Here is a 26,897-nt window from a genome sequence, read left to right on the forward strand (position 1 = left end):
AGCGCCAACACCATGGCCTGTGCTTCGGGATCATCGAAGGTTTGGTCGCTCTCCGACGGATATGTCGACCTGCCGGCCCAATTGCTCAGAGATCCGAACGACAAGATATATACGCAGACAGCATCGCCTCAACGGGAAGAGGGGCTCGTTCGACTTTCGGTCAACTGCTTCTTGCTCGATCGCTCCGGCATCGACCGCATCTTGATAGATTGTGGGGCGGGGGGAAGTTGGGAGCCGTCCATGGGCCACCTCGAGGAGGCCATGTTCGAGGCAGGCATCGACACATCATCCATCACGATGGTCGCCCTCACCCATGCCCATGGCGACCACATCAACGGTCTTCTTGCGCCTGACGGGCGGCGAGCATTCAGAAACTTGAGCAAGATCGTGATTGGGGAGGACGCCGTTGAGGATTTCCTCGCCGAGCCACGACTAGCGGATTTTCGGCCACTCCTGGCCCCAATCAGTGGAGGAGACCGGCTGGACGAACATTTGCTGGCGGTGGCGATACCCGGGCATGCTCCGGGCCATATGGGCTATCTCCTCAGCACTGGCGAGGACGATATTTTATTCTGCGGCGACCTGATCCACGTTCCTGCTGCACAGTTTGCTCGTCCCGAGCTTACTTGGGCCTATGACGCTGACGAGTCCATGGCGAGGGCTAGCCGGATCGAGCTGCTCCAAGACGCAGCGGGGGCAAATACTTGGCTAGCCGGCGCCCACCTAGGACGACCAGGCATCGGCAGAATAGTCAAAGAGGGGCACGGATATGCATTTGTTTCGGCCGTGTAGCCGCCAGTTGCAGAACGAAGATGGAAAGTACTGGCGAGACCATTTGCATGCGCTCGCGCAACGCGTCGAGGTTCCCAGTTTTATACCGAAGTGGCGCACCCGACACGATTCGAACGTTTGGCCTCCACCTTGCAAGGGCAGCGCTTTGTCCAACTGAGCTACGGGTGCATCCTGCTTACTCTAGTCCCTGGTCCGACACGCCTAGAGCTTTTGCGATAAGGTTCCGACTGGATGACGTGCGGAGGCCAGCGTGGACGACACAGCCGACAGAAAACCTGTCTACGATCCCCAGCAACTGGAGCCCCTGTTGGTTTCGCGGCAGCATGCGGGCGATGTCGACGGCATGACGGCCTTATTCGAACCCGATGCGGTGATCGACTGCGGCGGCGGAAATTTGCTGCGCGGCAAGGAGGCCATTCGCAGCTACTATGCGGAGATCGTCGCGTCCGGACGGAAGTTTGCCGTGGGCGAGCAGCGGCCGGCGCTCGTTTGCGGCGACCTTGCCCTCACATCGACCCGACTTCCCGATGGCGACGTGACCAGCGAGGTTGCCCGTCGGCAACGCGACGGCACCTGGTTATGGGTGATCGACCGTTATTCCGTCACCTGAGCCACCAGAGGCAAGCATCTGATCCGGAGGAGCTTTCGACAGTGATTGACGGAGCACACCTCAAACCAGGACCCGCGCCGTCACGGCGCGAGACCCTCGCATGACCGTCAAGACAACAGGCCCTTACCGCCGCAGCGCGTACACCTTTGCCATGCTTTCGCTGGCTGCCGGCAACGCCATGTCATCGTCGAGAAGGCGCGTGATGCGGGCAAAGCCTGTGAACGCTTTCCTTGCTTCCTCTGGCGACATCTGACCCGACATTGCGGCCGAGCAGCAATTGAGCGCGCACTGATAGACTGGACCGCGCCGTCCTGTCGGCCATTTCCTCAAGAACACCATGGCCTCGGCAACACTATCGATTTCTTCAGCAGGATACCCCTGCCCGCGCGAAATCCGCACAGGCGAAAAGAAGTGCAGATAATCCATTATTTCCTCCCGGTTGACCGCGATGCACGCGATCGAACCTTACGAAACGTACCATCCACGGTTTGGTTCCGTGTAAAGAAGCGGAATCATAAAAACTCGCCATATGCCGAATTTCGAATCATTCGACCGGCAAACGCAAAACGGCCCACCATTGCGCCCCGTCGATAATCGCAGTTCTCATTGAATATCTTTAAGGCCAAAGCCGGCAAATAGGTTGCTTGTCCGTTCCCCGACGTCAGGCTTACCCTGCGTGCGGCCAACGCGTGAGGGCGCGTGCTGCAAAAGGGGAACATTGCAATGACAATACAGGGTGCTTCACCTGATCTGTACAACGAGGATCTGGCTCCGGCCAAAATTCGAAACTGGGGACCATTCTCGATCTTCAACGTCTGGACGTCGGACGTTCACAGCCTCTGGGGCTACTACCTGGCTGCCAGCCTGTTCCTGTTCTGTGGCGGCTTCGTCAACTTCATAATCGCCATCGGCATCGGCTCGCTGATCATCTACGCGCTGATGAACATGGTCGGTTATGCCGGCGTGAAGACTGGCGTGCCCTATCCCGTGCTCGCCCGCGCCTCATTCGGCATCTGGGGCGCCAACATACCGGCGCTGGTGCGCGCCATCGTCGCCTGCTTCTGGTACGGCGCGCAGACGTCGGCAGCCTCCGGCGCCATCGTGGCACTCTTGATCCGCTCGCAATGGTTCGCCGATCTCAACGCCAACTCGCATTTCCTCGGTCATTCCGGCCTCGAAGTGATCTGCTTCGTCGTCATCTGGGCGCTGCAGCTTCTGATCATCCAGCGCGGCATGGAGACGGTTCGCCGCTTCCAGGATTGGGCGGGTCCGGCGGTCTGGGTGATGATGCTGATGCTGGCGATTTACCTGTGCCTCAAATCCGGAACCTTCGCCTTCACCAGCGACATCCCGATGGACGTGCTGTTGGAGAAGACCAAGGATGCGGGCGTGCCGGGCACGCCGGGCTCGTGGACCGCGCTGTTTGCGGTGGCCGCGATCTGGGTGACCTATTTTTCGGCGCTCTATCTCAACTTCTGCGATTTCGCCCGCTATGCGCCTGATCAGGCGTCGCTACGCAAGGGCAACATCTGGGGCCTGCCGGTCAACCTCATCCTGTTCTCACTGGTCGCCGGCGTCACCACCATTGCCGCCTACGACGTCTATCACGAGGTGCTGCTGCACCCCGACCAGATTTCGGCGAAATTCGACAGCTGGTTCCTGGCAGCCCTTGCGGCTCTGACCTTCGCCGTGGCGACGCTTGGCATCAACGTCGTCGCCAACTTCGTGTCGCCGGCCTTCGACTTCTCGAACGTCTTTCCCAGGCAAATCGACTTCAAGAAGGGCGGCTATATCGCGGCGCTGATCGCGCTGGTGCTCTACCCCTTCGCGCCGTGGGAAGGCAGTGCCGCCTCCTTCGTCAACATCATCGGCGCGACGATGGGACCGATCTTCGGGGTGATGATGGTCGACTACTATCTGATCCGCAAAAGTGAGGTCGACGTCGAAGCACTTTACCGCGAGGACGGCGAGTTCCGCTTCCAGGGCGGCTGGCACGTCAATGCCTTCATTGCCGCCGGCATAGGCGCCATCTTCTCGTCGATCCTGCCCAACTTCACCAACTGGCTGCCGTCCTGGTGGGGTGTCTATGGCTGGTTCTTCGGCGTTGGCATCGCCGGCACCATCTACTACGTACTGCGCACTGCGGCTTTGGGCGCTGGCGCCAAGACCGCGAAGGCCTGACAGGCATCGTCCGGGGCGGCGCAAAGCCGCCCCGGATCCTATGCGCCGACCATTTCGGCCAGTTTGCGCACCGTGTTCCAATTGCGCGACGTGCCGACGCCCAGACGTTTGTGGCTCGTTGCCGCCAGAAGCCGCGAACTGGGCCTCTCACGCGAAAAAACAACCCAGATGTCGCCACCGACCGACATCACCTTCTCGTCCGCGGCGGCATAGGCCTGGAGCGCCGCTACAGCATCCACGGGCGCGGGTTTGCGCATCACGCGCACCGCCACCTGGTCGCCGGCTTCGGCCGACTCGCCCGGGAACGGATTGCCGGCGGCAAGCGTCCGCCAGTCCTCGGCACCGCGCACGATGATATCGACATGCCGGCCGAAGGTTTTTTCGAAGGCTGCTTCCAGCCGTTGCTCCAGATCAGCGACGGCCGTTGCCGACGTCTCGAAGACCAGGTTGCCGGTCGCAACCAAGGTGCGAACTTTCTTCAGGCCGAGCTCTTCCGCCATCGCCTTCAGGTCGGTCATGACGAGCCGCCGTCCCTCGCCCAGGATGATGCTGTAGAGGAGCGCGACATAGGTCTGCATCGCTAGACCCGGATGATTTCAGGTCGAATCGACCTGAAATTTGAATCCGCATCCAAATCAAAGAGATCGGGCATGATTTCGTCCGAAAACCGCTTCACACTTTTCGGCATCATGCTCTAGCCAGCCAGAAGTCGTTACACCAGCCGGCTCTGTTCCACTGCCGCCTCGATGAAGCTGGCGAACAGCGGATGCGGGTCGAGCGGCCGGCTTTTCAGTTCCGGATGATACTGAACGCCGATGAACCAGGGATGGTCGGGGTATTCGACCGTCTCTGGCAACACGCCATCGGGCGACATGCCGGCAAACACCAGGCCGCAATCCTCGAGCCGCTCCTTGTAATCGATATTGACCTCGTAGCGGTGGCGATGGCGCTCGGAAATCTGCGTATCGCCATAGATCTCGGCGATCTTGGAACCCTTGGCGAGATCGGCCTGATAGGCGCCGAGCCGCATCGTGCCGCCGAGATCACCGGTTTCCCGGCGCTTCTCCAGCATGTTGCCTTTCAGCCATTCGGTCATCAGGCCGACCACCGGTTCCTCGGTTGGGCCGAATTCGGTCGATGAGGCATGCTCGACGCCGGCCAGCGACCGCGCGGCCTCGATGCAGGCCATCTGCATGCCGAAGCAGATGCCGAAATACGGCACCTTGCGTTCACGCGCGAACTTCGCCGCCAGGATCTTGCCTTCGGAGCCGCGCTCGCCAAAGCCGCCGGGAACCAGGATGCCATGCACCTTTTCCAGCCAGGGCGTCGGATCTTCCTTTTCGAAGATCTCCGATTCGATCCAGTCGAGCTTGACCTTGACGTGGTTGGCCAGGCCGCCATGCGAAAGCGCCTCGATCAACGATTTGTAGGCATCCTTGAGGCCAGTGTATTTGCCGACCACGGCGATGGTGACCTCGCCTTCCGGATTGTGGATGCGGTTGGACACCGCCTGCCAGGGTTCCATGCGCGGCTTCGGTGCCGGATCGATGCCGAACGCGGCCAGCACTTCCGAATCAAGCCCTTCCTTGTGATAGGCCATCGGCACGTCGTAGATATGCGGCACGTCGAGCGCCTGGATAACAGCACTTTCGCGCACATTGCAGAACAGCGACAGTTTTCTGCGCTCTTCCTTCGGAATGGCGCGGTCGGCGCGAACCAGCAGAATGTCGGGCGCGATACCGATGCCGCGCAGTTCCTTGACCGAATGCTGGGTCGGTTTGGTTTTCAGCTCACCCGCCGTCGGGATGTAGGGCATCAGCGTCAGATGCACGTAGACGGCGTTGTTGCGCGGCAGGTCGTTGCCAAGCTGACGGATCGCCTCGAGGAACGGCATCGCCTCGATGTCGCCGACCGTGCCACCGATCTCGCACAGCACGAAATCATAGTCGTCATTGCCGTTGAGGACGAAATTCTTGATCTCGTCGGTAACGTGCGGAATGACCTGCACGGTGGCACCGAGATAGTCGCCGCGCCGTTCGCGCTCGATGATGTTCTTGTAGATGCGGCCGGTTGTTATGTTGTCCTGCTGGTTGGCCGAGCGGCCGGTGAAGCGCTCATAGTGGCCAAGATCGAGATCGGTCTCCGCACCGTCATCGGTGACGAAAACCTCGCCATGCTGGTACGGCGACATCGTGCCTGGATCGACATTGAGGTAGGGGTCGAGTTTTTTGATGCGTGCGCGATAGCCTCGCGCCTGCAAGAGAGCCCCAAGGGCCGCTGCGGCAATGCCTTTTCCAAGTGAGGAAACCACGCCGCCTGTGATGAATACATATCGCGCCATGGGAGTCATCGCTTAACGCGGCCGGATTGATTCCGCCAGAGAAAAAACCGCCGCAAAGGTTTTTTCCCAAGAAGGCGCGATACCCCTATGCATGGTCGCCCAAAGCGCGAAGCAGTTTTTGGGACAACGACATGCACAAAACAAAGAACTAAAGCGCGTCGATTGAATCCGTTTCAACGCAACGCGCTTAGGGGCAAGTCAAAACAAAAGGGCCGGCAAATGCCGGCCCTTCGGCATGATGGATGCGGGCGTCAGATGATGACGACCTTGGTGCCTACCCTGACGCGGCTGTAAAGGTCCATGACGTGCTCGTTGATCATGCGGAAGCAGCCGTTGGAGGCGCTGGTTCCGATCGACTGCGGCGCGATGGTGCCATGGATGCGCAGATGCGTGTCCTTCTTGCCGTCATACAGATAGATGGCGCGGGCGCCGAGCGGGTTTTGGCCGCCGCCGGGCATGCCGTCCTTGTACTGACCGTAGTGCTTCGGCTCGCGCTTCTGCATGTCCAGCGTCGGGATCCAACGCGGCCATTCCTGCTTGTCGCCGACCGCGACCGTGCCCTTGAACTGCAAGCCTTCGCGGCCGACCGCAATGGCGTAGCGGCGAGCGGTGGAAGACGATTCGACGAGGTAAAGGCGGCGGGCGCTGGTGTCGATGACGATGGTGCCTGCATCGTAGCCGGTGAATTCCACGTCCTGCGGCACGAACTCCGGCTTCACCTTGAACTGCTTCTTGGCGTCCTTCTTGGCGAGAGCCTGGTCCAGCGCACGTGTCTCGGGGAGATATGAGATCGAAGACGAGGAGCTGCCGCCGAAGAGGCCGGCGAACAGGCCACCGCTCGACTGCTTCTTGCCGATGACTTCGCTGCGCAGCTCGCCATTGTTTCCGGTCAAAGCGACATTCATCGCTTCGGCGGGGAGTGGCTCAGCCGACTGGATCGGTTCGATCGGCGCAATCGCCTCGATGATGTTGACGGTCTTCTTGGCAGGCTTGGCGTCGGCCACTTCGGTTGTCGAAGCGGTCTTGCCCCTTTTGGCGAGGAACGCCTGCCGTTCCGCCTCGGCCTTGGCCTTTGCCGCTTCGCGCATCGCCAGCTTCCTGGCTTCGAGTGCTTTGGCCTTGGCTGCTTCCTTGTCGGCAACGATCTTGGCCTCGATCTTCTTGATCTGGGCGAGATCGTCCGGTGTCGGGCTTTTCTTCTTCTTGAGAAGCTTCAATTGCGCCGCATCACTCTTGACGGCGACGTTGATGGCACTGGTTGTGTCAGCCGATTGATTTGCGGCCATATTGGCCGGCATGCCGGCGAAAGCCGGTGAACTCATGCCGAGTACGGCGCAGAGTCCCATGAAAATGAAGCTGCGAAGCTGCATGGCGAAGATCCGATCGTTCTATGCTTGTTGCCCACGGCGTCGCTCAGCGCCCCCCAAGGGCGCCGGAAATGCCGCGCGCAATCTATAGTCGAATAAGCGCGGACGCCTCAAGGGTAACGCCACATTGCAGGCACTCGATTCTTCGTGATCGTGCTGCATTTGCCGCGACTGTGTTCAAACGACAACAGATCGCGGCTTCAGGCGCTGGAGACTACTGGTTCGGGACCTGCGGGGTCGCCGGTGCAGCGGGCGTGGTGCCGTTGGTCGCCGGCTGAGTCGAGCCGGCGGCAGGCGCCGTGGCCGGGGCAGTTGCAGGAGGCGTTACCGCGGCATCGTTGCCGGACGGCGGCTTCGGCGCGGTGTTGCCGGCGGGCGCCGGAGTGGTCGTGCCGGGCAATTGGTTGAGCACACCCTTGCCGGCGCCGTCAGATGTCGCGGGCACGCGGTCGAGGATGTCGATCGGCTTCTCGCCGTAGCGGGCGACGATCGACAGTGTCAGCGACGTGGCGAAGAAGGCGGCCGCCAGGATCGCCGTCGCACGCGTCAGCGCGTTGGCCGCACCGCGCGCGGTCATGAAGCCGGATCCGCCGCCAATGCCGAGGCCGCCGCCTTCGGAGCGCTGCAGCAGCACCACGCCGACAAGGGCGAGCACGACCATGAGATGGATGACGATCAGTACGGTTTCCATAGTTTATCCYGGCAAGGCCTTGCCCGGTCGCGGACCGACCGGTGAATTGGAGGCGGCTCAATACAATGCTTTGATGGCATTTCCAAGCCCGTGGCCGGAATATGGGAAGCAACGCTCCCTTTGCAACGATTTCCGGCGCCGTCCACCCCTAGGCGATGCTGCGATAAGCCTCGGCGATGGCAAGGAAGTCCGCCGCTTTCAGGCTGGCGCCACCGACCAGCGCGCCGTCGACATTCCTGACGCCGAGCAGTTCGACCGCGTTGGAGGGCTTGACCGAGCCGCCATAGAGAATGCGCATCTTGGCTGCAACGCCGTCGAGTTTTTCCGACAGCTTTTCGCGGATATGTGCATGTGCTTCGGCCACATCGGTCGCGGTCGGCGTCAGGCCGGTGCCGATCGCCCACACCGGCTCATAGGCAATGATCGTGTTGGACGGGGTGGCGCTTGGCGGCACCGAGCCGGCGACCTGCCGCGACAGCACGTCGAGCGTGGCGCCCGCTTCACGCTGCTGCTGCGTCTCGCCAATGCAAATGATGGCCACGAGCCCGGCGCGCCAGGCGGCTGAAGCCTTGGCCTGGACCGTCGCGTCATCCTCACCGCGTTGCTCGCGGCACTCGGAATGGCCGACGATGACATGGCTCGCGCCGGCATCCTTCAGCATTTCCGCCGAGATGCAGCCGGTGTAGGCGCCGCTTTCCTTGGTGTGGCAATCCTCGCCGCCGGCGTGGACCGGCGTGCGTGACAGAATCTCGGCTGCATGGGCAAGCAGGGTTGCGGGAACGCAAACCAGCGCTTCGGTCTCCGCATCGAGCCCACTCATGAAACCGTTGCCGATCATCCTGAGCTCGTTGAGCGAGGCACTGGTGCCGTTCATTTTCCAGTTGCCGGCGACGAGCGGGCGAATTCCTGGCGTCATGGGTTGCTTCTCCGGGCGATATCAGGCTCTGGCCCTCACTACCAAAATCAGGCCACAAAGCAATCGACAGTGGACCGGAAGGGCGCTATTGCGCTTGTTTCAGACTCGGCGCATGCGAAAATGCGCATAAATCGGAAGTAACGATGCTTGGTGTATTGAGAAGCGCGGCGGGTACCTGGGTCGCGAAGGGTCTACTAGTGTTGCTGGTGCTCAGCTTTTTAGTCTGGGGCATTTCCGGACGGCTGATGGGCGGTTTCGCCGGCCACGATTCGGTTATTTTCGCCGGCGGCACCAAGGTGTCGATCAACGAATACCGTCTCGCCTATGACCGCCAGCTCGCCGTCATGTCGCAGCAATTCGGCCAGCGCCTCACCCACGAACAGGCAAAGGCGCTCGGCATCGACAACCAGGTGCTGGCGCAGCTCGTCTCGGGAGCCGTTCTCGACGAACAGGCCCGCAAGCTGGGCCTCGGCCTCTCCAAGGACCGGCTGGCCGAGCTGACGCGCGAAGATCCGGCCTTCAAGGGTCCTGGCGGCCAGTTCGACAGGCGAACCTTCGAATACATGTTGCAGCAGATTGGCATGCGGCCTGCCGATTATCTGAAGAACCGTGCCCAGGTGGCGGTGCGCCAGCAGATCGTCGAGGCGGTCTCGGATGGCCTCAAGGCGCCGGATACTTTCTTCAAGGCGGTCGCGCTCTATCGCGGCGAAGACCGCACTATCGATTATTTGACGCTGCCCAAGGCACTGGTCGAGCCGATCGGGGCGCCGTCCGACAGCGTGCTCTCGGCCTATTTCGACGCCAACAAGAAGACATACGCGGCACCCGAATACCGCAAATTCTCCTATGTCCGCCTCGAGCCGGTCGACATCATGGATACGACCGCCGTCACCGACCAACAGGTCAGCGACGACTACAACAAGAACAAGGCGCGCTACACGACGCCGGAGCTGCGCACCATCGAGCAGCTCGTGTTCAAGACGCCTGACGCGGCCAAGGCCGCGCTCGATTCGCTCAAGGCCGGCGCCACCTTCGACAAGCTCGTCACGGCGGAAGGCAAGACCCCGGCCGATACGTTGCTCGGCACGCTGGCCAAGGACAAGATCGCCGACAAGGCGGTCGCCGACGCGGCCTTCGCACTCAATGCGAATGAAGTCAGTCCGGTCGTGCAGGGCACCTTCGGTCCGGTGCTGCTGCGCGTCACCGAAATCAAGCCCCAGGTGGTGAAGCCGCTGGCCGAAGTGTCCGACCAGATCCGCAAGGATCTGGCGCTGGGCGAGGCAAGTCGCATCCTTCTGGACGTGCGTGACAATTACGAAGACACCCGCGCCGCTGGCGGCTCGCTGGCCGACGCCGCCACCAAGTTGAAGCTGAAGATCGTCACCATCGACGCCATCGATCGCAGTGGCCTGAGACCTGACGCAAGCATCGTCAAGGACCTGCCGCAGTCGCCGGAATTGATCAAGGCTGTCTTCGACGCTGAACCCAACACGGAAAACGACGCCTTGACCACGGCGGACAACGGTTTCGTTTTCTACGAAGTGGCTTCCATCACACCGGCTCGCGACCGCACACTGGACGAGGCTCGCCAGAAAGTCGTCGCCGACTGGACCGCCGCCGAAACAACCAAGCGGCTCACCGCCAAGGCAGACGAGCTCGAAAAACGGCTCAAAGCCGGCGCCACGCTCGACGTCATCGCCGGCGAACTGAAGCTGGAAAAGCAGACCAAACGCGGTGTCAAGCGGGAAGCCGATGATGTCGACTTCGGCAAGGAGGGCGCGGCAGCGATGTTCGGCGTTGGCGAAGGCGGCACCGGGCTGATCCCCTCGCCCACCGGCGACGGACAGATCCTGTACAAGGTCGCCGAAGTGTTCGAGCCCGCCGGAGCTGACGCCAGCTCCGTGCCGGAAGACGCACAGAAATCCTTCACCTCCGGCATGTCTGACGATCTGCTCGACCAGTTGGTGGCGCAGTTGCAGACGCAATTCGACGTTCGCATCGACCAGGCCGCCGTCGCCCAAGCCTCGACAAGATGAGCGCGCTGAAAACCCATATCGCCAAGGTCGCGACCGGAAGCGCGCTTTCCTTCGAGGAAGCGCGCGAGGCCTTCGAGATCATCATGTCGGGCGACGCAACGCCCGGCCAGATCGGTGGCTTCCTGATGGCGCTGCGCGTGCGCGGCGAGACAGTGAGCGAGATTTCCGGCGCCGTCGCCACCATGCGCGCCAAGATGCTGCGCGTCGAGGCGCCCGCCGGCGCCATCGATATCGTCGGCACCGGCGGTGACAATTCCCACAGCGTGAACATCTCGACGGGATCGGCGTTTGTTATCGCCGGCAGCGGCGTGCCGGTTGCCAAGCACGGCAATCGCGGGCTGTCGTCGCTGACAGGGGCCGCCGACGTGCTGGTCGCGCTCGGGGTCAAGATCGATATCTCGCCCGAATTCATCGGCCGCTGCATCCACGAGGCGGGCGTCGGCTTCATGTTTGCGCCCGCACACCATCCGGCGATGAAGCATGTCGGCCCGACCCGCGTCGAACTCGGCACCCGCACCATCTTCAACCTGCTTGGGCCCCTCTCCAACCCGGCTGGCGTCAAGCGGCAGATGGTCGGTGTGTTCCTGCCGGAATGGATCCTGCCGGTGGCCGAGACGCTGAAAGCGCTGGGTGCCGAGCATGCCTGGGTTGCCCATGGCGATGGCTATGACGAGATCACCACCACCGGCGAGACCCATGTTGCCGAGCTGATCGGCGGCGAGATCCGCAGCTTTACGCTGACCCCGGAAGCGGTTGGACTGGCGCGCCACAGCAAGGACGAATTGCGTGGCGGCGACGCAGCCTACAACGCCGACGCACTGCGCGATATGCTGAGCGGCGCTGCCGGCGCCTATCGCGACACCGTGCTGATGAATGCCGGCGCCGGGCTTGTGGTTGCCGGCAAGGCGACGACACTTGGCGACGGCATCGCGCTCGCCGCGCAAGCCATCGACAGTGGCCGCGCGCTGCAAGTGCTTGACCGGCTGATCGAGATTTCGAACGGGTAGAGCGTGTCTGACATTCTTCGCAAGATCGAGGCCTACAAGCGCGACGAGATCGCGGCGGCAAAGGCACGCATACCGCTGGCCGAGATCAAGGCGCGGGCTAAAGATGCCGAGGCGCCGCGCGGCTTTCTTGCCGCGCTCGAGACCAAGCGCAAATCCGGCGCCTTCGCGCTGATCGCCGAGATCAAGAAGGCAAGCCCCTCCAAGGGCCTGATCCGCGCCGATTTTGACCCGCCGGCATTGGCGCAGGCCTATGCGAAAGGCGACGCCGCCTGTCTTTCGGTGCTGACCGACGCGCCGTCATTCCAGGGCGCGCCTGAATTTCTCACCAGGGCGCGAGCCGCCGTCGCCCTGCCCGCTTTGCGCAAGGATTTTCTGTTCGACCCATACCAGGTCTACGAAGCCCGCGCCTGGGGCGCGGACGCCATCCTGATCATCATGGCCAGCGTCGACGATGCTTTGGCCCGCGACCTCGAATCGACGGCGTTAGAACTCGGCATGGATGCGCTGATCGAAGTGCACGACGAAGCCGAGACGCAGCGCGCGCTAAAACTGTCGTCGCGGCTGATCGGCATCAACAACCGCAATCTCAGGACATTCGAGACCAGTCTCGAAACCTCCGAGCGGCTGGCGTCGATGGTACCGGCCGACCGCCTGCTGGTCAGCGAAAGCGGCATTTTCTCGCATGACGATTGCCTCAGAATGCAAAAGAGCGGCATCGGCACCTTCCTTGTCGGCGAAAGCCTGATGCGGCAACAGGACGTCACCACGGCGACGCGCCTGCTTCTGACGGGCAAGGCGCCGGCCGAGGCCGTCTGACGATGGCGGCCGCCCTCACCCATCTCGGCGCGCAGGGCGAGGCCAACATGGTCGATGTCGGCGACAAGGCAGAGACGACGCGCACCGCAATCGCCGAGGGTTTTGTCGCGATGCAGCCCGAGACGCTGACCATGATTCTCGAAGGCAACGCCAAGAAGGGCGATGTGCTTGGCACTGCGCGCATCGCCGGCATCATGGCGGCGAAGAAAGCGCATGAGCTGATCCCGCTCTGCCATCCGCTGCTCCTGACGAAGGTTTCCGTCGACATCGAGCCCGACCATGCTTTGCCCGGCCTGAAGGTCACCGCACTCGCGCGTGTCACCGGCAAGACGGGCGTCGAGATGGAAGCGTTGACCGCCGCTTCGGTAGCCTGCCTCACAATCTACGACATGGCCAAGGCGGTGGATCGCGCCATGGTCATCTCCGGCATCCGATTGGTCGAAAAGACCGGCGGCAAGTCGGGCGACTACAAAGTGGACGCCTGATGGCGCTGGTTCCGGTCGACGAGGCGCTCGAACGCCTGCTTCAGGGTGCAGCACCTTTGGCGGGCGAAAGCGTTCCGTTGTTCGAGGCTGTTGATCGCGTGCTGGCCGAACCGGTCGCAGCGCTGCGCACCCAGCCGCCATTCAACGCTTCCGCCATGGACGGCTACGCGGCGCGTGCCGTCGACGTGGCATCGGTGCCGTCGAGACTTTCCGTGATCGGCATGGCACCTGCCGGGCGCGGATTTGACGGCACGGTCGGCAAGGCACAGGCTGTGCGTATCTTCACCGGTGCGCCGCTGCCCGAAGGCGCCGACACCATCGTTATCCAGGAGAATGTCCGCGACCTCGGTGGTGGTGACGTCGAAGTCATCGAACGGACGGCGGAGTGGCGCAACATCCGCCGCGTCGGCCTCGACTTCTCGAAAGGCGACGTCCTGCTGGAAAAAGGCCGCGTGCTCGATCCGGCGGCATTGTCGCTGGCGGCGTCGGCCAACCATCCACGGGTCAACGTGGTGAAACGGCCGCTGGTCGCCATCATCGCCACCGGCGACGAATTGTTGCCGCCCGGCAGCGAACTCGGGCAGGACCAGATCATCTCGTCCAATGCCTATGGTGTCGCCGCGGCGGCGCAGTCGGTCGGCGCTCGTGCGCTCGATCTCGGCATTGCCGCCGACCGTAAGGAGGCCATCGCCGCGCTGGTGCGGAAAGCGGTCGCGGCCGGCGCGGACGTCATCGTCACGCTGGGTGGCGCCTCGGTCGGCGACCATGATCTGATCCACGACGTGCTGACCGGCGAAGGCATGACGCTCGGCTTCTGGAAGATCGCCATGCGCCCCGGCAAGCCGCTGATGTTCGGCCGCCTCGGCGACATCAGATGCATCGGCCTGCCCGGCAATCCGGTGGCAAGCCTGGTCTGCTCGCAGCTGTTCCTGAAGCCACTGCTGGCGCGACTTGGCGGCCGCGAACACCGCCAGGACATTCGTCCGGCGCGACTGGGCGCTGCAATGCCGGCCAATGATTTGCGTCAGGACTATGTGCGGGCGGTGGTCCGGGACGATGACGGCGGGCCGGTGGCGACGCCGTTCGGCATACAGGATTCTTCGATGCTAAGAATGCTGGCTGATGCCAACGGGCTGATCGTGCGGGCACCGTTTGCCCCCGCAGCGGACGCTGGCGAAGCCTGCAGCGTGCTGATGTTGCGCTGAAGATTCGCCAAACAAGCCATTGACGACAGGCCGAAAATGGACTCGTCTCTATTCCGAGATCAAGGTCCGGGTCAGTGGATGCGCCGGATCGGCGAGGCCGTCGACGATACTGTAATGGTGCCGGTCGGGCTCGACCACGGTAGAGGTCGTGGCATCAAGGCCGGTCCAGATATTGGCAAGCAAGGCGTTCTGGCGCAGGAACTCCGCGCGTTCACCACCGCCGGCCCAACAGGTGATGCGGGCACCATCCATGGGACGCAACAGCGCCGGGCTTTCGGCCAGCGCCTCCTGCTCGTCGATTGCCAGTGTCGCGTTCATCCCGGTGCGCATGATCGGGCGCAGGTCGTGGAGGCCTGAAATCGAAACGACATGGCGTATGCGCCGCGCCACATCGGCCGCCAGCGGCGTTGTCGCCGTGACCATGCGGCTGGCGAGATGTCCGCCGGCCGAATGGCCGGTCAACATCAGCGGCCCGTCGACCAGTCCTGCCGCCTTGCCGATCGCCTCGCCGATCTCCTGGACGATGCCGGCGATGCGGATTTCGGGGCAGAGCGTGTAGGAGGGCATCGCCACGGCAAAGCCGCTGCTGACGGCACCGTTGGCGAGATGCGACCAGAAACTCTTGTCGAACGCCATCCAGTAACCGCCATGGATGAACACCACCAATCCCTTGGGCGTGGCACTGGGTAGGAAAAGATCAAGCCGATTGCGCCGTCCGCCGCCATAGGTGATGTCGAGCCGTGCCCGGCCCTCTGACGAAAGCGCGTCACGAAACGCTTGCGCCGGCTCCACCCACGCGGTCGGCCAGCGGTCGCTGCCGGCGATGTTCGCGCTGTTGGCATAAGCATTGTCCCAATCGGCAATGCGATGTCTAGGCATCGGCATCCTCCCCCAAAACGGCATCGTTTCTGCGCTAGCAATGGCCACCGCCACGCCATGCGTCAATGCTCCAGGGTAAAAACATTTTAGGCTTGAAACAAATTTCGACTGGTGCGATCCTGCCATCAAGAACAGCCGACAATGGGAGGTCCGCTGTGCTGCCCAAACCTGCAATGCCCGCCCTTTCGGGTCGTGTCGAGCAAGGTGCGACTGTCAGCACGAAAACCTCCTCAAAAGCAGGACCTTCAGATCCACCCCATCAGGCCAGGCGCCTCGCGCGCTGGCCAGGCAGCAGACAGGATAGCGGCGACATGCTTGGGCCTTCAGCGCATATCGACACGTTCACGCGCGATCACCTGCCGCCGCCGGAGCAATGGCCGGACTTCCTGCTCGACGGTTTCGATTATCCCGAACATCTCAACGCCGGCGTCGAACTCACCGACAGGCTGGTCGAGAAGGGCCTGGGTGATCACACCGCACTGATCGGCAATGGCCGCCGCCGCACCTACAAGGAACTATCCGACTGGACGAACAGGCTGGCCCACGCGCTGGTCGAAAACTACGGCGTCAAGCCGGGCAACCGGGTGCTGATCCGCTCGGCCAACAACCCCGCCATGGTTGCCTGCTGGCTGGCCGCCACCAAGGTCGGCGCCGTGGTCGTCAACACCATGCCGATGCTGCGCGCCGGCGAGCTCGCCAAGATCGTCGAAAAGGCAGAAATCACGATTGCGCTTTGCGACACCAGGCTGATGGACGAGATGACCGCTTGCGCCAAGGACAGCGCGTTCCTCAAGCAGGTCATCGGCTTCGACGGCACCGCCAACCATGATGCCGAACTTGATCGCGCCGCCCTCGACAAGTCGGTCGTTTTCAGCGCCGTCAACACTGGCCGCGACGACGTCGCGCTGCTTGGCTTCACCTCGGGCACGACAGGCGTGCCGAAGGCAACGATGCATTTCCACCGCGACCTCCTGATCATCGCCGACGCCTATGCCCGCGAAATCCTCCAGGTGACGCCGGACGATATTTTTGTCGGCTCGCCGCCATTGGCTTTCACCTTTGGCCTTGGCGGCCTCGCCATCTTTCCCCTGCGCTTCGGTGCGGCGGCGACGCTGCTCGAACAGGCGACGCCACCCAACATGATCCACATCATCGAGACCTACAAAGCGACCATCTCCTTCACCGCGCCGACCGCCTATCGTGCCATGCTGAAGGCCATGGATGAGGGTGCCGACCTGTCATCGCTGCGCGTCGCCGTTTCGGCCGGCGAGACCTTGCCCGCTCCGGTCTTCGAGGAGTGGACGCAAAAGACCGGCAAGCCGATCCTCGACGGCATCGGCGCCACCGAAATGCTGCACATCTTCATCTCCAACCGCTTCGACGATATGAAGCCTGCGTCTACCGGCAAGCCGGTGGGAGGCTACGAGGCTCGCATTGTCGATGACGAGATGCACGAGGTGCCGCGCGGCGCAACCGGCAGGCTGGCGGTGCGCGGCCCGACCGGCTGCCGCTACATGGCTGACGACAGGCAGAAGGAATACGTCCGCGACGGCTGGAACCTCACCGGTGACACCTTCACCCAGGACGAAAACGGTTTCTTCCATTTCGCCGCGCGCTCCGACGACATGATCGTCAGCGCCGGCTATAATATCGCCGGCCCCGAGGTCGAGGCAGCGCTGCTGGCGCACCCGGACGTCGCCGAATGCGCTGTCATCGGCGCTGAGGATGCCGAACGCGGCCAGATCGTCGAGGCGCATGTTGTGTTGGTGCAGGGAGTGGCACCTGACGCGTTAACCACCAAGCGCCTGCAGGACCATGTCAAAGCGACGATCGCGCCCTACAAATATCCGCGATCTGTGAAGTTCATTGCTGCGTTGCCCAAGACGCAGACCGGCAAAATCCAGCGCTTCCGGCTGCGCACGGAGAAAATCAGTTGAGCGAGCCATACGATCCGGCCTCCGAAGGCGCACAGATGTCGTTCAAGGAGCGCATGTCCTACAGCGACTATCTGCACCTGGAGAAAGTCCTTGAGGCGCAGACGCCGCTGTCGTCGGCGCATGACGAGATGCTGTTCATCATCCAGCATCAGACCTCCGAGCTCTGGATGAAGCTTGCCCTGCACGAGATCGGTGCCGCGATCCGCTCGATCCGCGCCGACCGCCTCGAGCCGAGCTTCAAGATGCTGTCGCGCGTCGCCCGCATCTTCGAGCAGTTGAACAACGCCTGGGACGTGCTGCGGACGATGACACCCAGCGAATACACCGAGTTCCGCGACGCGCTCGGCCAGTCCTCGGGTTTCCAGTCCTGGCAGTATCGCGCCATCGAGTTCATGGCCGGCAACCGCAACCTCGCCATGCTCGGCCCGCACAAGCACCGGCCGGACCTCAGCGGGAAGCTTGAGGCGATCCTGGCTGAACCGTCGCTCTACGACGAAGCGCTGCTGCTGCTCGCCCGCAACGGATTCGATATCGGTGCTGACGCCAACCGTACCGACTGGCGTGAGACGCGCACCGAGAATGAAGCGGTCCTGGTCGCCTGGCAGACGGTCTACCGCGACCCGCAGCGCTACTGGATGTTCTACGAGCTGGCTGAAAAACTGGTCGACTTCGAGGATTATTTCCGCCGCTGGCGCTTCAACCACGTGACCACGGTCGAACGCATCATCGGCCTGAAGCGAGGCACCGGTGGCACGTCGGGTGCGTCCTACCTGAAGAAGATGCTCGAGGTCGTCCTGTTTCCGGAACTCTGGACAGTTCGCACCYGGCTCTGATCTGTCTCTGCTTTGCGTATGTCGTTGTCCCAGAACCGCTGCATACTTTTTGGGCGACGTACTCTCACGTGACCGCAGTCTTGACCGCAAAGCGCGCATCCTGCCAGGCACCCGTGCGCAGAATGTCCTCCAGCACCTCGACCGCCTGCCAGACATCCTTGTAGCCGACATAGAGCGGCGTGAAGCCGAAGCGGATGGTCGAAGGCGCGCGGAAATCGCCGATCACGCCGCGCTCAATCAAGGCCCGCATCACCTGGTAGCCGCTGGGGTGGATGAATGACACCTGACTGCCGCGCTCCTTGCCGTTGCGCGGACTTTCAAGCTCGAGCCCGTAGGCGCCGCACCTTGCTTCGACCAGCTGGATGAACAGATCGGTCAGCGCGATGCTCTTTTGGCGCACCGCGGTCATATCGACGTCGTTCCACAGGTCAAGCGCGCCCTTGAGCGCCCGCATCGACAACACCGGCTGCGTGCCGCACAAGAACCGGCGGATGCCGATTCCGGCGGCATAGCCCTGTTCGAAGGCGAACGGTCGCGCATGCCCCCACCAGCCGCTGAGCGGCTGATAGACATCACCATGGTGCCGCTGTGCGGCATAGATGAAGGCTGGCGAACCCGGGCCGCCATTAAGGTACTTGTAGGTGCAGCCGATGGCGAAATCGGCATTGGCGCCGTCGAGTTCGACCGGCAGCGCTCCGGCGGTGTGACAGAGATCCCAGACGATCAGCGCACCGGCCTGATGGGCCCTGCGCGTCAGCGCCGCCATGTCGCGCAACTGGCCGGATTTATAGTTGACGTGGTTGACCAGGATAACGGCGACGCGCTCGTCGATCAGGTCCTCGATATCAGGCGCGTCGACGCCCTCGAGCCGCAGGACCGTACCCGGCCGGGTCGAAGCAACGCCCTCGGCCATATAGAGATCGGTCGGGAAGCTGTCACCCTCTGCGACGATGACCGACCGGTCCGGACGCATCGCGAGCGCCGCATGCAGCACCTTGTAGATATTGATCGACGTCGTATCGCAGACCACAGTCTGGCCGGCCGCGGCGCCGATCAGGCGTCCGAGCTGGTCGCCGAGTTCGACCGGCATGTCGAACCAGCCGGCGGTGTTCCAGGCACGGATGAGATCCTGCGCCCATTCCTGTGTGGCGGCCTTGTTCAGTTCGTCGAAGACGGCGGGAGAAGCCGCGCCAAGCGAATTGCCGTCGAGGTAGATCACCCCTTGCGGCAAGACGAAACGATCGCGCATGGAACGCAGCGGATCCGCGGCGTCCATCGCCTCGATTGCAGCGAGATCGAGAGTTGCATTCATGGTCGACTATCCCCGCGCATGGGCTCAGATGAACATATCAGGTGAAACCGTTGGCGATCATGGGCAGTCCCTTGGGTGTTGTCAAACATTATATATAATTTACGCAATGGAAGGATTTCATATATAATCACTCGACCAATTGGTACGGATGGTCGGCAATGCTGGACGACGAGCAATTCTCGAAGACAGAAGCAGCCTACAGGCTGCTGCGCCGCGATATCCTCACCACCCGTCTGAAGCCCGGCGCGCCGCTCAAGCTCAGCGCGTTGCGCAACAGCTACGGCATCGGCTGGACACCGCTGCGCGAGGCGCTCTCGCGGTTGGAGGCAGAACGCCTGGTGACCGCCATCAGCAATCGCGGCTTTGCCGTCGCCGCGGTCTCGCGCAACGAGTTGGAAGATCTGTCACGCGCCAGATTGGTGGTTGAACTGCCTCTGCTCCAGGAATCGATCGAGAAAGGCGGCCGTGAATGGGAGGACGCCGTCGTTGCCGCCCATTACAGGCTGTCGCGTAGCAGGACCGCGGTCGACGACCCGTCCGACGAAGTGGTCGACGAATGGGATGAAAAGCACGAGGCTTTCCACGCGGCATTGCTCAGCGCGGCAACATCCCCCTGGCTGCTGACCTTCCACTCCACGATCGCGGATCAGTTGCGTCGCCATCACCGCTTTCTTGGCCTGGCGCCAACCTTGCGGGCGGCCGCCGGTCTCCAGCATGGCTACGAAGAGGCCATGGAGGCGTTGCGCCAGGCCATCGCGATCGAACATCACACCGCGCTCATGGAAGCGGCGCTGGATCGTGACATCGAGCGCGCGAAAACCCTGATGGTTGCCCACATCGGCTACACGCTGCATGTCTATGTCCATGCGGGCGACGGCAACACAAAAAAGCGGTAATGCGACGAGGAACGATATGGGCAATTCCTCCGCCAAAGTTGGCATTTTGGCTCCCTTTCGTTCACGGGAGCCACGACCGGTGAAGTGAACCGAGCCCCCTTGTCGAGCTCCAGCGTTAGCCGAGGCCAAGCCCGACACAGGGTGGGCCGCAGGCCATTAACCATAGCAATTTCAATCCAACCAAGCGCTCGGCGGTGGCAGGCATGCGTCGATCGCGACGACTGCCGGGGCGCCAAATAATTTCAGCCGCCTTAACAAGTTCATTAAACTTTAAACGGTTGCGGAACACAACTGGAACAGATAGTGTTTGTTCTGGGTTTGTTTTTCCGATTCTGGTTTTGGGTAACCTGGGGGCTGCCATGCTGACGCGCAAACAACATGAACTGCTGATGTTCATCCATGAACGGCTCAAGGAAAGCGGCATTCCGCCATCCTTCGACGAGATGAAGGAAGCGCTCGACCTTGCCTCCAAATCCGGCATACACCGGCTGATCACGGCGCTGGAGGAGCGCGGCTTCATTCGCCGCCTGCCCAATCGGGCGCGCGCGTTGGAAGTGCTGCGGCTGCCGGATTCGATCGCGCCAGGCCTCAACGCGGCAAAGAAGTTCTCGCCAAGCGTCATCCAGGGCAGCCTCGGTCAAGGCGGCCTTGGCCGGCAACTCAAGCCTGCGTCTTCGCGGATGCCTTCGGCCGGCAATGACGACGACGTGGTCTCCGCCGTGTCGATCCCGGTCATGGGACGCATCGCGGCCGGTGTGCCGATCGACGCCATCCAGCACCAGACGCATTCGATCTCGGTGCCGCCGGACATGATCATGGGCGGCGAACACTATGCCCTGGAGGTCAAGGGCGACTCGATGATCGAGGCCGGCATCTTCGACGGCGATACTGTCATCATCCGCAATGCCGATACAGCCAGCCCGGGTGAGATCATCGTGGCGCTGGTGGATGAAGAGGAAGCGACGCTGAAGCGGTTCCGCCGCAAGGGTGCCTCGATTGCTCTCGAAGCCGCCAACCCGGCCTATGAAACCCGCATTTTCGGACCGGACAGGGTCAAGGTGCAAGGCAAGCTCGTCGGGCTGATCAGGCGCTACTGAGCAGGGCTTGCGACCGGCTTTTCGGGTTTGCGGTAGGGTGGCAGGCCCCTCGCCTCGCGCGAAAACTTGCGCTGCGTGTGCCAGGGCCGGTATGACCCGTCCACCGCGAAGCTGATCGTCGCAGGCGTGGTCGCCGATTGGCGATCGAAGAAGACGGCCGCACTACCCTTGCGGGCCAGTTGTCGCTTGGTGATGACGAGCACAAGTGGATTGTGACAGGGGTCATAGGCCGTGGCGTCATTGATGACGATCAGGTCGGCGAAGCCGCAGGCCATCCAGGCGTCCTTTCGGTCTTCGACATGCGCGATGATCGCACCGGACGGATGCTTGGCGAGGCAAACGCCCGATGTGCAATAGAAAGGCGCGCCCGACGGCAGCTCGGCGGCATCGGCTATCTCGAATTGCCCGTCTTCTTTGCTGAACACCTCCGGCATGACGATGGTCTCGGATGTCAGCGCGCGTTTCCAGTTGTCGACCGTGAATTCGTTCGGGCGTGCCCGGCTGACGGCGAGTTCGCCAGCCCCGATCGGCAGCGCAACCAGCCTGGCGTCCTCAGAGATCAGCACGTCCGGTGCGGGCGTGTCCGAGACGGTCAACAGGCCCGCAAGCGCGAACGGAAGGGCTGCGAGCCGCAGCCATGTCGTCGCCACCGTCGCAATGACCAAGGCAATCGCCACCAGCAGGACGGACTGCTGCGAAATCAACCCGACCGCGTCGACCGGCGAGCGCTCGGAAATCCATCCGGACATGGCGATCATCACCGTCAGGCCTTTGCCCATCACGTAAAGAAAGGGGCCATCGGCGCCAAAGGGCATCGCCAGCGCACTGAGGACGGCGAAAGGCATCACAACCAGCGAGACGATTGGCATGATGGCGAGATTGGCGAACAGGCTGAGCGGCGACACCCGCTGAAAATGCCAGATGGCAAACAGCGCCGTAGCGCTGCCGGCGATGATGGAGGTCATGGCAAGGCCCCCCATCGCCAACAAGAATTTTCGCGTGAGAAAGCCAGGCAGAGATCGCCGTGGCGGCGGCGGTTTCGTTTTCGCCGAACGATGATCAGACCAGCCGGCATAGGCACCGACCAGCGCCGCGGTCGCCGCGAACGACATCTGGAAACTTGGGCCGACCACTTCATGCGGCGACACCGCAATGACCGCGATCGCCGAGATCGCCAGGTTGCGCATGGTCAGCGCCGCCCGATCGAACAGCACGGCAATCAGCATCACCGCCAGCATGATGAAGCTGCGCTCTGCGGCAACGACGACGCCTGAGATGACAAGATAGGCGGCGATCGAGAAAAGCGCGGCGGCCGCGGCRTATTTCTTGACTGGCCGGCGCGCGGAAAAGTCCGGAAACAGGGCGAAGGCGCTGCGCATCAGCATCATGATTGTGCCGGCCACCAGCGCCATGTGCAGCCCTGAAATGGAGATGACGTGGTAGATGCCGGTGCGCCGCATCGCTTCGTTGATCTCATCGGGAATGMCGGCGCGCACGCCGACGATCAGCGCCGCGGCGATCTCGCCTTCGGCGCCACCGATACTGCCCCTGATATGGTCGGCGATGGCTTCACGGGCATTTTCTATCCCCGAGGCAAGGCGGGCTGACAGCGGAATGTCGTCGTCATTGCCGGCGACAAGCTTTGGATTGCCGAGGAAAAACCCGCTGCCGCCAATGCCGGCGAAATAGCTGTCGAAGGAGAAGTCGTAGCTGTCCGGCCGCACCGGGCCGGTGGGCGGCAACAGCTTGGCGTAGCCGGTGACCAGCGAGCCTGGGGTTATCTCTGCCGGGATCTTTCGTGCCGAAAGCCGAACCCGCTCCGGCGCATAGCGCAATTTCGGCCTGGCTGTCGACGTCACGTCGATGGTCAGCCGGATGCGGCCGGACTCCATTCGGTCAAGCGAGACGACGCGGCCGGTCACTTGAGTCGAGATTTCCGAACCGAGCAACTGCGTTCCCGCCCGCCATGTCTCGACCTTGCCGGCGAGCAGGCCGAGCGTGCACAGCACCGCAGCCATGAAACAAAGATGGGCTTTCGGCCTGGAACGCGAGACGAACGCGCAGAGCCCCGTCAGAACGACGACCGCGACAGGCTTCGCAAAATCAGGTTCCACCGTCAGCGAAAAATAGCCGATCGCTCCGATCGCCAGACAGACCGGCACCAGCAGGAAGGCTACGCCTCGATCAAGCTCCAGGCCCGCTGCCGTGGCCACGCTGTGGCGCAGCCGAGGCAGCGATATCCGGCCGATTTGCCGGCGCACGCGCACGATCCTGCCAACTTCGGCAACAGGAGCGGGGGCGGAGACATCCGCTTGCAACGGCGGGTTGCCGGGGGCCGGCACGAGAGGTGATGGCAGCGGTAACGCAGCCGGCAGCGGCGTCGCAAACAGGGACCGTTCGCTGACGCCAATAGCGGCGTCCTCGCCCTGATCCGAGCCCCGGCCCCGTCCAGCCATCGGGTCTGCCCCTTGCGCCCTCGACACCCTATGCTACATGAACGCGCAACGCGCGAAAGTCCGCGCAACCACACCCCGCTTCAGATGGTTTCCGAGAGTTTCATGTCCGACAAGGTCGTCACCCGTTTTGCCCCCTCGCCCACCGGTTACCTGCACATAGGCGGCGCGCGCACGGCGCTGTTCAACTGGCTGTACGCAAAGCACACTGACGGCACGATGCTGCTGCGCATCGAAGACACCGATCGCGAGCGCTCCAACGATGCCGCGACCGCAGCCATTCTCGACGGGCTTTCCTGGCTCGGCCTCTCCTGGGATGGCGAGGCCGTCTCGCAGTTCGAGCGCGCGCCGCGTCATCGCGAGGTGGCCGAGGAGCTCGTGCGCATGGGCAAGGCCTATTACAGCTACGAGACGCCTGCTGAGCTCGAGGCGATGCGCGAGGCAGCACGCGCCAAGGGCCTGCCGCCCCGCTATGACGGCCACTGGCGTGACCGGGACCCCTCCGAGGCGCCCGCAGGCGCCAAGGGCGCCATCCGCATCAAGGCGCCGACCGCGGGCGAGACGGTGGTGCACGACCGTGTCCAGGGCGAGGTGCGCTTCCCCAACAAGGATCTCGACGACTTCATTATCCTGCGTTCGGACGGCAACCCGACCTATATGCATGCCGTCGTCGTCGACGACCACGACATGGGCGTCACCCACATCATCCGTGGCGACGACCATTTGACCAATGCCGCCCGCCAGACGGTGATCTACGACGCAATGGGCTGGGACGTGCCGTCCATGTCGCATATCCCGCTGATCCACGGCGCCGATGGCGCCAAGCTGTCGAAGCGGCACGGCGCGCTCGGCGTCGAGGCCTATCGCGCCATGGGCTACCTGCCGGTGGCGTTGCTGAACTACCTGGCGCGCCTCGGCTGGAGCCACGGTGACGACGAGATCATGTCGATCAAGGACATGATCTCCTGGTTCGACATCGGCGATGTCAACAAGGGCGCCGCCCGCTTCGACTTCGCCAAGCTGGAGGCGCTGAACGGCGTCCATATGCGCCGCATGAGCGATGCTGAGTTGTTCGACATCTTCATCGCCACCCTGCCCTATCTCGAGGGGGGGCCGGCGATGGCCGCGCGCCTCGACGACAGGAACAAGGCGCAGCTGCTGGCCGCGCTGCCCGGCCTGAAGGAGCGCGCCAAGACACTGGTCGAACTTGTCGACGGCGCCGCCTTCCTGTTTGCCACCCGGCCGCTCCCGGTCGACGACAAGGCGGCACTGCTGCTCAATGAAGACGCGCGCAAGATCCTGCGCGGCGCTCACGAAGCTTTGACGACCCTGTCAGGTGACTGGACGGCCACTGCGGCTGAAGCCGCGGTGCGCGCCTATGCTCAGGCCGGCGGCCACAAGCTTGGCGCCGTGGCCCAGCCTTTGCGCGCCGCCCTGACTGGCAAAAGCACCTCGCCGGGTGTGTTCGACGTGCTTGCCGTGCTCGGCCGCGAGGAAAGCCTGGCGCGCATAGCGGATCAAATCGATTAGGAGCGAACTGGCCCAAGAAGATTGGCATTGAAAGGCGCGTTTCGCAGTGCAACATTAGGCCCTGGCCCAATCTGGCACGCACCTCCTAGAATGCGGTGGCGAATACGCGCATTGCGGTGATTTCGACGTGTCGCTCTGCGGAATTTTGCCTTTGCCGGCATGAGGAAACAAGAAGGAGTTTGCAATGACCGAAGCTGCGAAAAAACTGGATTTGGGCGGCAACACCCACGAGGCCACGGCAACGCTTGAATTCGCCGGCAAGACGCACGAGTTCAAGGTGCGAAGCGGCTCGGTCGGGCCTGATGTCATCGACATCGCCTCGCTCTACAGCACCACCGGCGCCTTCACCTACGATCCCGGCTTCACTTCGACGGCAAGCTGCGAGTCGGAGATCACCTTCATCGATGGCGACGCCGGCATCCTCTTGCACCGCGGCTATCCGATCGACCAGTTGGCCGAACACGGCGACTTCCTCGAGGTCTGCTATCTCCTGCTCTATGGCGAATTGCCGACCAAGGCACAGAAGGACGATTTCGATTACCGCGTGACGCGCCACACCATGGTGCATGAGCAGATGTCGCGCTTCTTCACCGGCTTCCGCCGCGACGCGCACCCGATGGCGGTGATGTGTGGCGTGGTTGGCGCGCTGTCGGCCTTCTACCACGACTCCACCGACATCTCCGACCCCTACCAACGCATGGTTGCCTCCATGCGGCTGATCGCCAAGATGCCGACGATCGCGGCGATGGCCTACAAATACCATATCGGCCAGCCCTTCATTTACCCGAAGAACGAGCTGAACTTCGCCGCCAACTTCCTGCATATGTGCTTCGCCGTGCCGTGCGAGGAGTACAAGATCAATCCGGTGCTGGCGCGCGCCATGGAGCGCATCTTCATCCTGCATGCCGATCACGAGCAGAACGCCTCGACCTCGACCGTGCGTCTTGCCGGCTCATCGGGTGCCAACCCGTTCGCCTGCATCGCCGCCGGCATCGCTTGCCTGTGGGGCCCGGCCCATGGCGGCGCCAATGAAGCGGCGCTCAACATGCTGGGCGAAATCGGCCATGTCGACCACATCCCGGAATTCATCGCTCGCGCCAAGGACAAGAACGACCCGTTCCGGCTGATGGGCTTTGGCCACCGCGTCTACAAGAACTACGATCCGCGCGCCAAGATCATGCAGAAGACGGCGCATGAGGTGCTGGGCGAGCTCGGCATCAAGGACGATCCGCTGCTCGATATCGCCATGGAGCTGGAAAAGATCGCGCTGACCGATCCCTATTTCATTGAGAAGAAACTCTACCCGAATGTCGACTTCTATTCCGGCATCACGCTTAAGGCGCTGGGCTTCCCCACCACGATGTTCACCGTCTTGTTCGCGGTCGCCCGCACCGTCGGCTGGATCGCGCAGTGGAAGGAGATGATCGAGGACCCGCGCCAGAAGATCGGCCGCCCGCGCCAGCTCTATACCGGTGCGCCGGAGCGTGACTACGTGCCGATCGCCAAGCGGTGA

23 protein-coding genes, 1 tRNA gene and 1 pseudogene are annotated in these 26,897 nt (G+C 62.7%); 15 read left to right on the forward strand and 10 right to left on the reverse strand.

The window, feature by feature from the left end; translation table 11 throughout:
* Nucleotides 1-12: 12 nt before the first annotated feature.
* Complete coding sequence (locus AC1DZP_RS17650) at nt 13-792, forward strand: MBL fold metallo-hydrolase (protein WP_477304193.1); 780 nt, start codon at nt 13-15, stop codon at nt 790-792.
* A 91-nt stretch (nt 793-883) separates the two neighbouring features.
* On the opposite strand, the gene AC1DZP_RS17655 is transcribed toward AC1DZP_RS17650, so the two are convergent.
* Nucleotides 884-960 (reverse strand) — tRNA-Ala (locus tag AC1DZP_RS17655).
* A gap of 82 nt (nt 961-1,042) precedes the next feature.
* Between AC1DZP_RS17655 and AC1DZP_RS17660 the strand changes: the two genes are divergently transcribed.
* Nucleotides 1,043-1,402, forward strand: a complete 360-nt coding sequence (locus tag AC1DZP_RS17660; protein WP_477304108.1) for a YybH family protein — start codon at nt 1,043-1,045, stop codon at nt 1,400-1,402.
* A gap of 100 nt (nt 1,403-1,502) precedes the next feature.
* A complete protein-coding gene (locus AC1DZP_RS17665) occupies nt 1,503-1,655 on the forward strand; it encodes a hypothetical protein (protein WP_477304197.1) in 153 nt (50 codons plus the stop codon).
* 8 nt (nt 1,656-1,663) lie between these two features.
* On the opposite strand, the pseudogene AC1DZP_RS17670 reads toward AC1DZP_RS17665, so the two are convergent.
* Nucleotides 1,664-1,828 (reverse strand): annotated as a pseudogene (locus AC1DZP_RS17670) (DUF982 domain-containing protein); the annotation flags it as partial.
* Between the two features lie 297 nt (nt 1,829-2,125).
* Between AC1DZP_RS17670 and AC1DZP_RS17675 the strand changes: the two are divergent.
* Nucleotides 2,126-3,583: an NCS1 family nucleobase:cation symporter-1 gene (locus AC1DZP_RS17675; RefSeq protein WP_477304110.1), complete on the forward strand. Its 1,458-nt coding sequence runs from the start codon at nt 2,126-2,128 to the stop codon at nt 3,581-3,583.
* Nucleotides 3,584-3,621: 38 nt separating this feature from the next.
* Here AC1DZP_RS17675 and AC1DZP_RS17680 read toward each other — a convergent pair whose 3' ends face one another.
* The 5 genes from AC1DZP_RS17680 to tpiA form a co-directional block, all read right to left on the reverse strand.
* Nucleotides 3,622-4,161 carry a DUF1697 domain-containing protein gene (locus tag AC1DZP_RS17680; protein WP_477304112.1) on the reverse strand — a complete coding sequence of 180 codons (540 nt, stop codon included), beginning with the start codon at nt 4,159-4,161 and terminating at the stop codon, nt 3,622-3,624.
* Between the two features lie 134 nt (nt 4,162-4,295).
* Nucleotides 4,296-5,933, reverse strand: a complete 1,638-nt coding sequence (locus AC1DZP_RS17685) for a CTP synthase (protein WP_477304113.1) — start codon at nt 5,931-5,933, stop codon at nt 4,296-4,298.
* Nucleotides 5,934-6,175: 242 nt separating this feature from the next.
* Complete coding sequence (locus AC1DZP_RS17690) at nt 6,176-7,294, reverse strand: L,D-transpeptidase (RefSeq protein ID WP_477304115.1); 1,119 nt, start codon at nt 7,292-7,294, stop codon at nt 6,176-6,178.
* Between the two features lie 211 nt (nt 7,295-7,505).
* Nucleotides 7,506-7,982, reverse strand: a complete 477-nt coding sequence (gene secG / locus AC1DZP_RS17695; RefSeq protein ID WP_477304117.1) for a preprotein translocase subunit SecG — start codon at nt 7,980-7,982, stop codon at nt 7,506-7,508.
* A 148-nt stretch (nt 7,983-8,130) separates the two neighbouring features.
* The gene (gene tpiA / locus AC1DZP_RS17700; protein WP_477304119.1) at nt 8,131-8,898 is read right to left on the reverse strand and encodes a triose-phosphate isomerase; all 768 of its coding nucleotides are present in this window, start codon (nt 8,896-8,898) and stop codon (nt 8,131-8,133) included.
* 143 nt (nt 8,899-9,041) lie between these two features.
* Between tpiA and AC1DZP_RS17705 the strand changes: the two genes are divergently transcribed.
* Genes AC1DZP_RS17705 through AC1DZP_RS17725 form a run of 5 tightly spaced genes read left to right on the forward strand, consistent with a single transcriptional unit; the run spans nt 9,042 to nt 14,447 of the window.
* A complete protein-coding gene (locus AC1DZP_RS17705) occupies nt 9,042-10,934 on the forward strand; it encodes a SurA N-terminal domain-containing protein (protein ID WP_477304121.1) in 1,893 nt (630 codons plus the stop codon).
* A complete protein-coding gene (gene trpD, locus AC1DZP_RS17710; RefSeq protein WP_477304123.1) occupies nt 10,931-11,941 on the forward strand; it encodes an anthranilate phosphoribosyltransferase in 1,011 nt (336 codons plus the stop codon). Before AC1DZP_RS17705 ends, trpD begins: the two co-directional genes overlap by 4 nt.
* A 3-nt stretch (nt 11,942-11,944) precedes the next feature.
* Nucleotides 11,945-12,757, forward strand: a complete 813-nt coding sequence (gene trpC, locus AC1DZP_RS17715; protein ID WP_477304125.1) for an indole-3-glycerol phosphate synthase TrpC — start codon at nt 11,945-11,947, stop codon at nt 12,755-12,757.
* Between the two features lie 2 nt (nt 12,758-12,759).
* Nucleotides 12,760-13,242, forward strand: coding sequence for a cyclic pyranopterin monophosphate synthase MoaC (gene moaC, locus AC1DZP_RS17720; RefSeq protein ID WP_477227255.1), 483 nt, complete (start codon nt 12,760-12,762; stop codon nt 13,240-13,242).
* Nucleotides 13,242-14,447 (forward strand): molybdopterin molybdotransferase MoeA, encoded by a 1,206-nt coding sequence (locus AC1DZP_RS17725; protein WP_477304127.1) that lies wholly within the window; start codon nt 13,242-13,244, stop codon nt 14,445-14,447. The genes moaC and AC1DZP_RS17725 overlap by 1 nt, the downstream gene beginning before the upstream one ends.
* Nucleotides 14,448-14,495: 48 nt before the next feature.
* Here AC1DZP_RS17725 and AC1DZP_RS17730 read toward each other — a convergent pair whose 3' ends face one another.
* The gene (locus tag AC1DZP_RS17730) at nt 14,496-15,326 is read right to left on the reverse strand and encodes an alpha/beta hydrolase (protein WP_477304129.1); all 831 of its coding nucleotides are present in this window, start codon (nt 15,324-15,326) and stop codon (nt 14,496-14,498) included.
* Between the two features lie 311 nt (nt 15,327-15,637).
* On the opposite strand from AC1DZP_RS17730, the gene AC1DZP_RS17735 reads away from it, so the two are divergent.
* Nucleotides 15,638-17,263, forward strand: a complete 1,626-nt coding sequence (locus AC1DZP_RS17735) for an AMP-binding protein (protein WP_477304131.1) — start codon at nt 15,638-15,640, stop codon at nt 17,261-17,263.
* Nucleotides 17,260-18,096 (forward strand): tryptophan 2,3-dioxygenase, encoded by an 837-nt coding sequence (kynA, locus tag AC1DZP_RS17740; protein ID WP_477304133.1) that lies wholly within the window; start codon nt 17,260-17,262, stop codon nt 18,094-18,096. Before AC1DZP_RS17735 ends, kynA begins: the two co-directional genes overlap by 4 nt.
* A gap of 64 nt (nt 18,097-18,160) precedes the next feature.
* Here the strand turns inward: kynA and kynU are convergent, their stop codons facing one another.
* The gene (gene kynU, locus AC1DZP_RS17745; protein WP_477304135.1) at nt 18,161-19,408 is read right to left on the reverse strand and encodes a kynureninase; all 1,248 of its coding nucleotides are present in this window, start codon (nt 19,406-19,408) and stop codon (nt 18,161-18,163) included.
* Nucleotides 19,409-19,566: 158 nt separating this feature from the next.
* Between kynU and AC1DZP_RS17750 the strand changes: the two genes are divergently transcribed.
* Both AC1DZP_RS17750 and lexA read left to right on the forward strand, forming a co-directional pair.
* Nucleotides 19,567-20,304: a GntR family transcriptional regulator gene (locus AC1DZP_RS17750; protein WP_477304137.1), complete on the forward strand. Its 738-nt coding sequence runs from the start codon at nt 19,567-19,569 to the stop codon at nt 20,302-20,304.
* Nucleotides 20,305-20,663: 359 nt separating this feature from the next.
* Complete coding sequence (gene lexA, locus AC1DZP_RS17755; protein WP_095081425.1) at nt 20,664-21,401, forward strand: transcriptional repressor LexA; 738 nt, start codon at nt 20,664-20,666, stop codon at nt 21,399-21,401.
* On the opposite strand, the gene AC1DZP_RS17760 is transcribed toward lexA, so the two are convergent.
* Nucleotides 21,395-23,857, reverse strand: a complete 2,463-nt coding sequence (locus AC1DZP_RS17760; RefSeq protein ID WP_477304139.1) for a ComEC/Rec2 family competence protein — start codon at nt 23,855-23,857, stop codon at nt 21,395-21,397. The two genes, lexA and AC1DZP_RS17760, sit on opposite strands and share 7 nt — an antisense overlap.
* Nucleotides 23,858-23,959: 102 nt before the next feature.
* Here AC1DZP_RS17760 and gltX point away from each other — a divergent pair, with 102 nt between their 5' ends.
* Nucleotides 23,960-25,384: a glutamate--tRNA ligase gene (gene gltX, locus AC1DZP_RS17765; RefSeq protein WP_477304141.1), complete on the forward strand. Its 1,425-nt coding sequence runs from the start codon at nt 23,960-23,962 to the stop codon at nt 25,382-25,384.
* Nucleotides 25,385-25,568: 184 nt separating this feature from the next.
* Nucleotides 25,569-26,897, forward strand: a complete 1,329-nt coding sequence (gene gltA / locus AC1DZP_RS17770; RefSeq protein ID WP_095081430.1) for a citrate synthase — start codon at nt 25,569-25,571, stop codon at nt 26,895-26,897.

It is taken from the genome of Mesorhizobium sp. P2_F8, assembly GCF_056403655.1.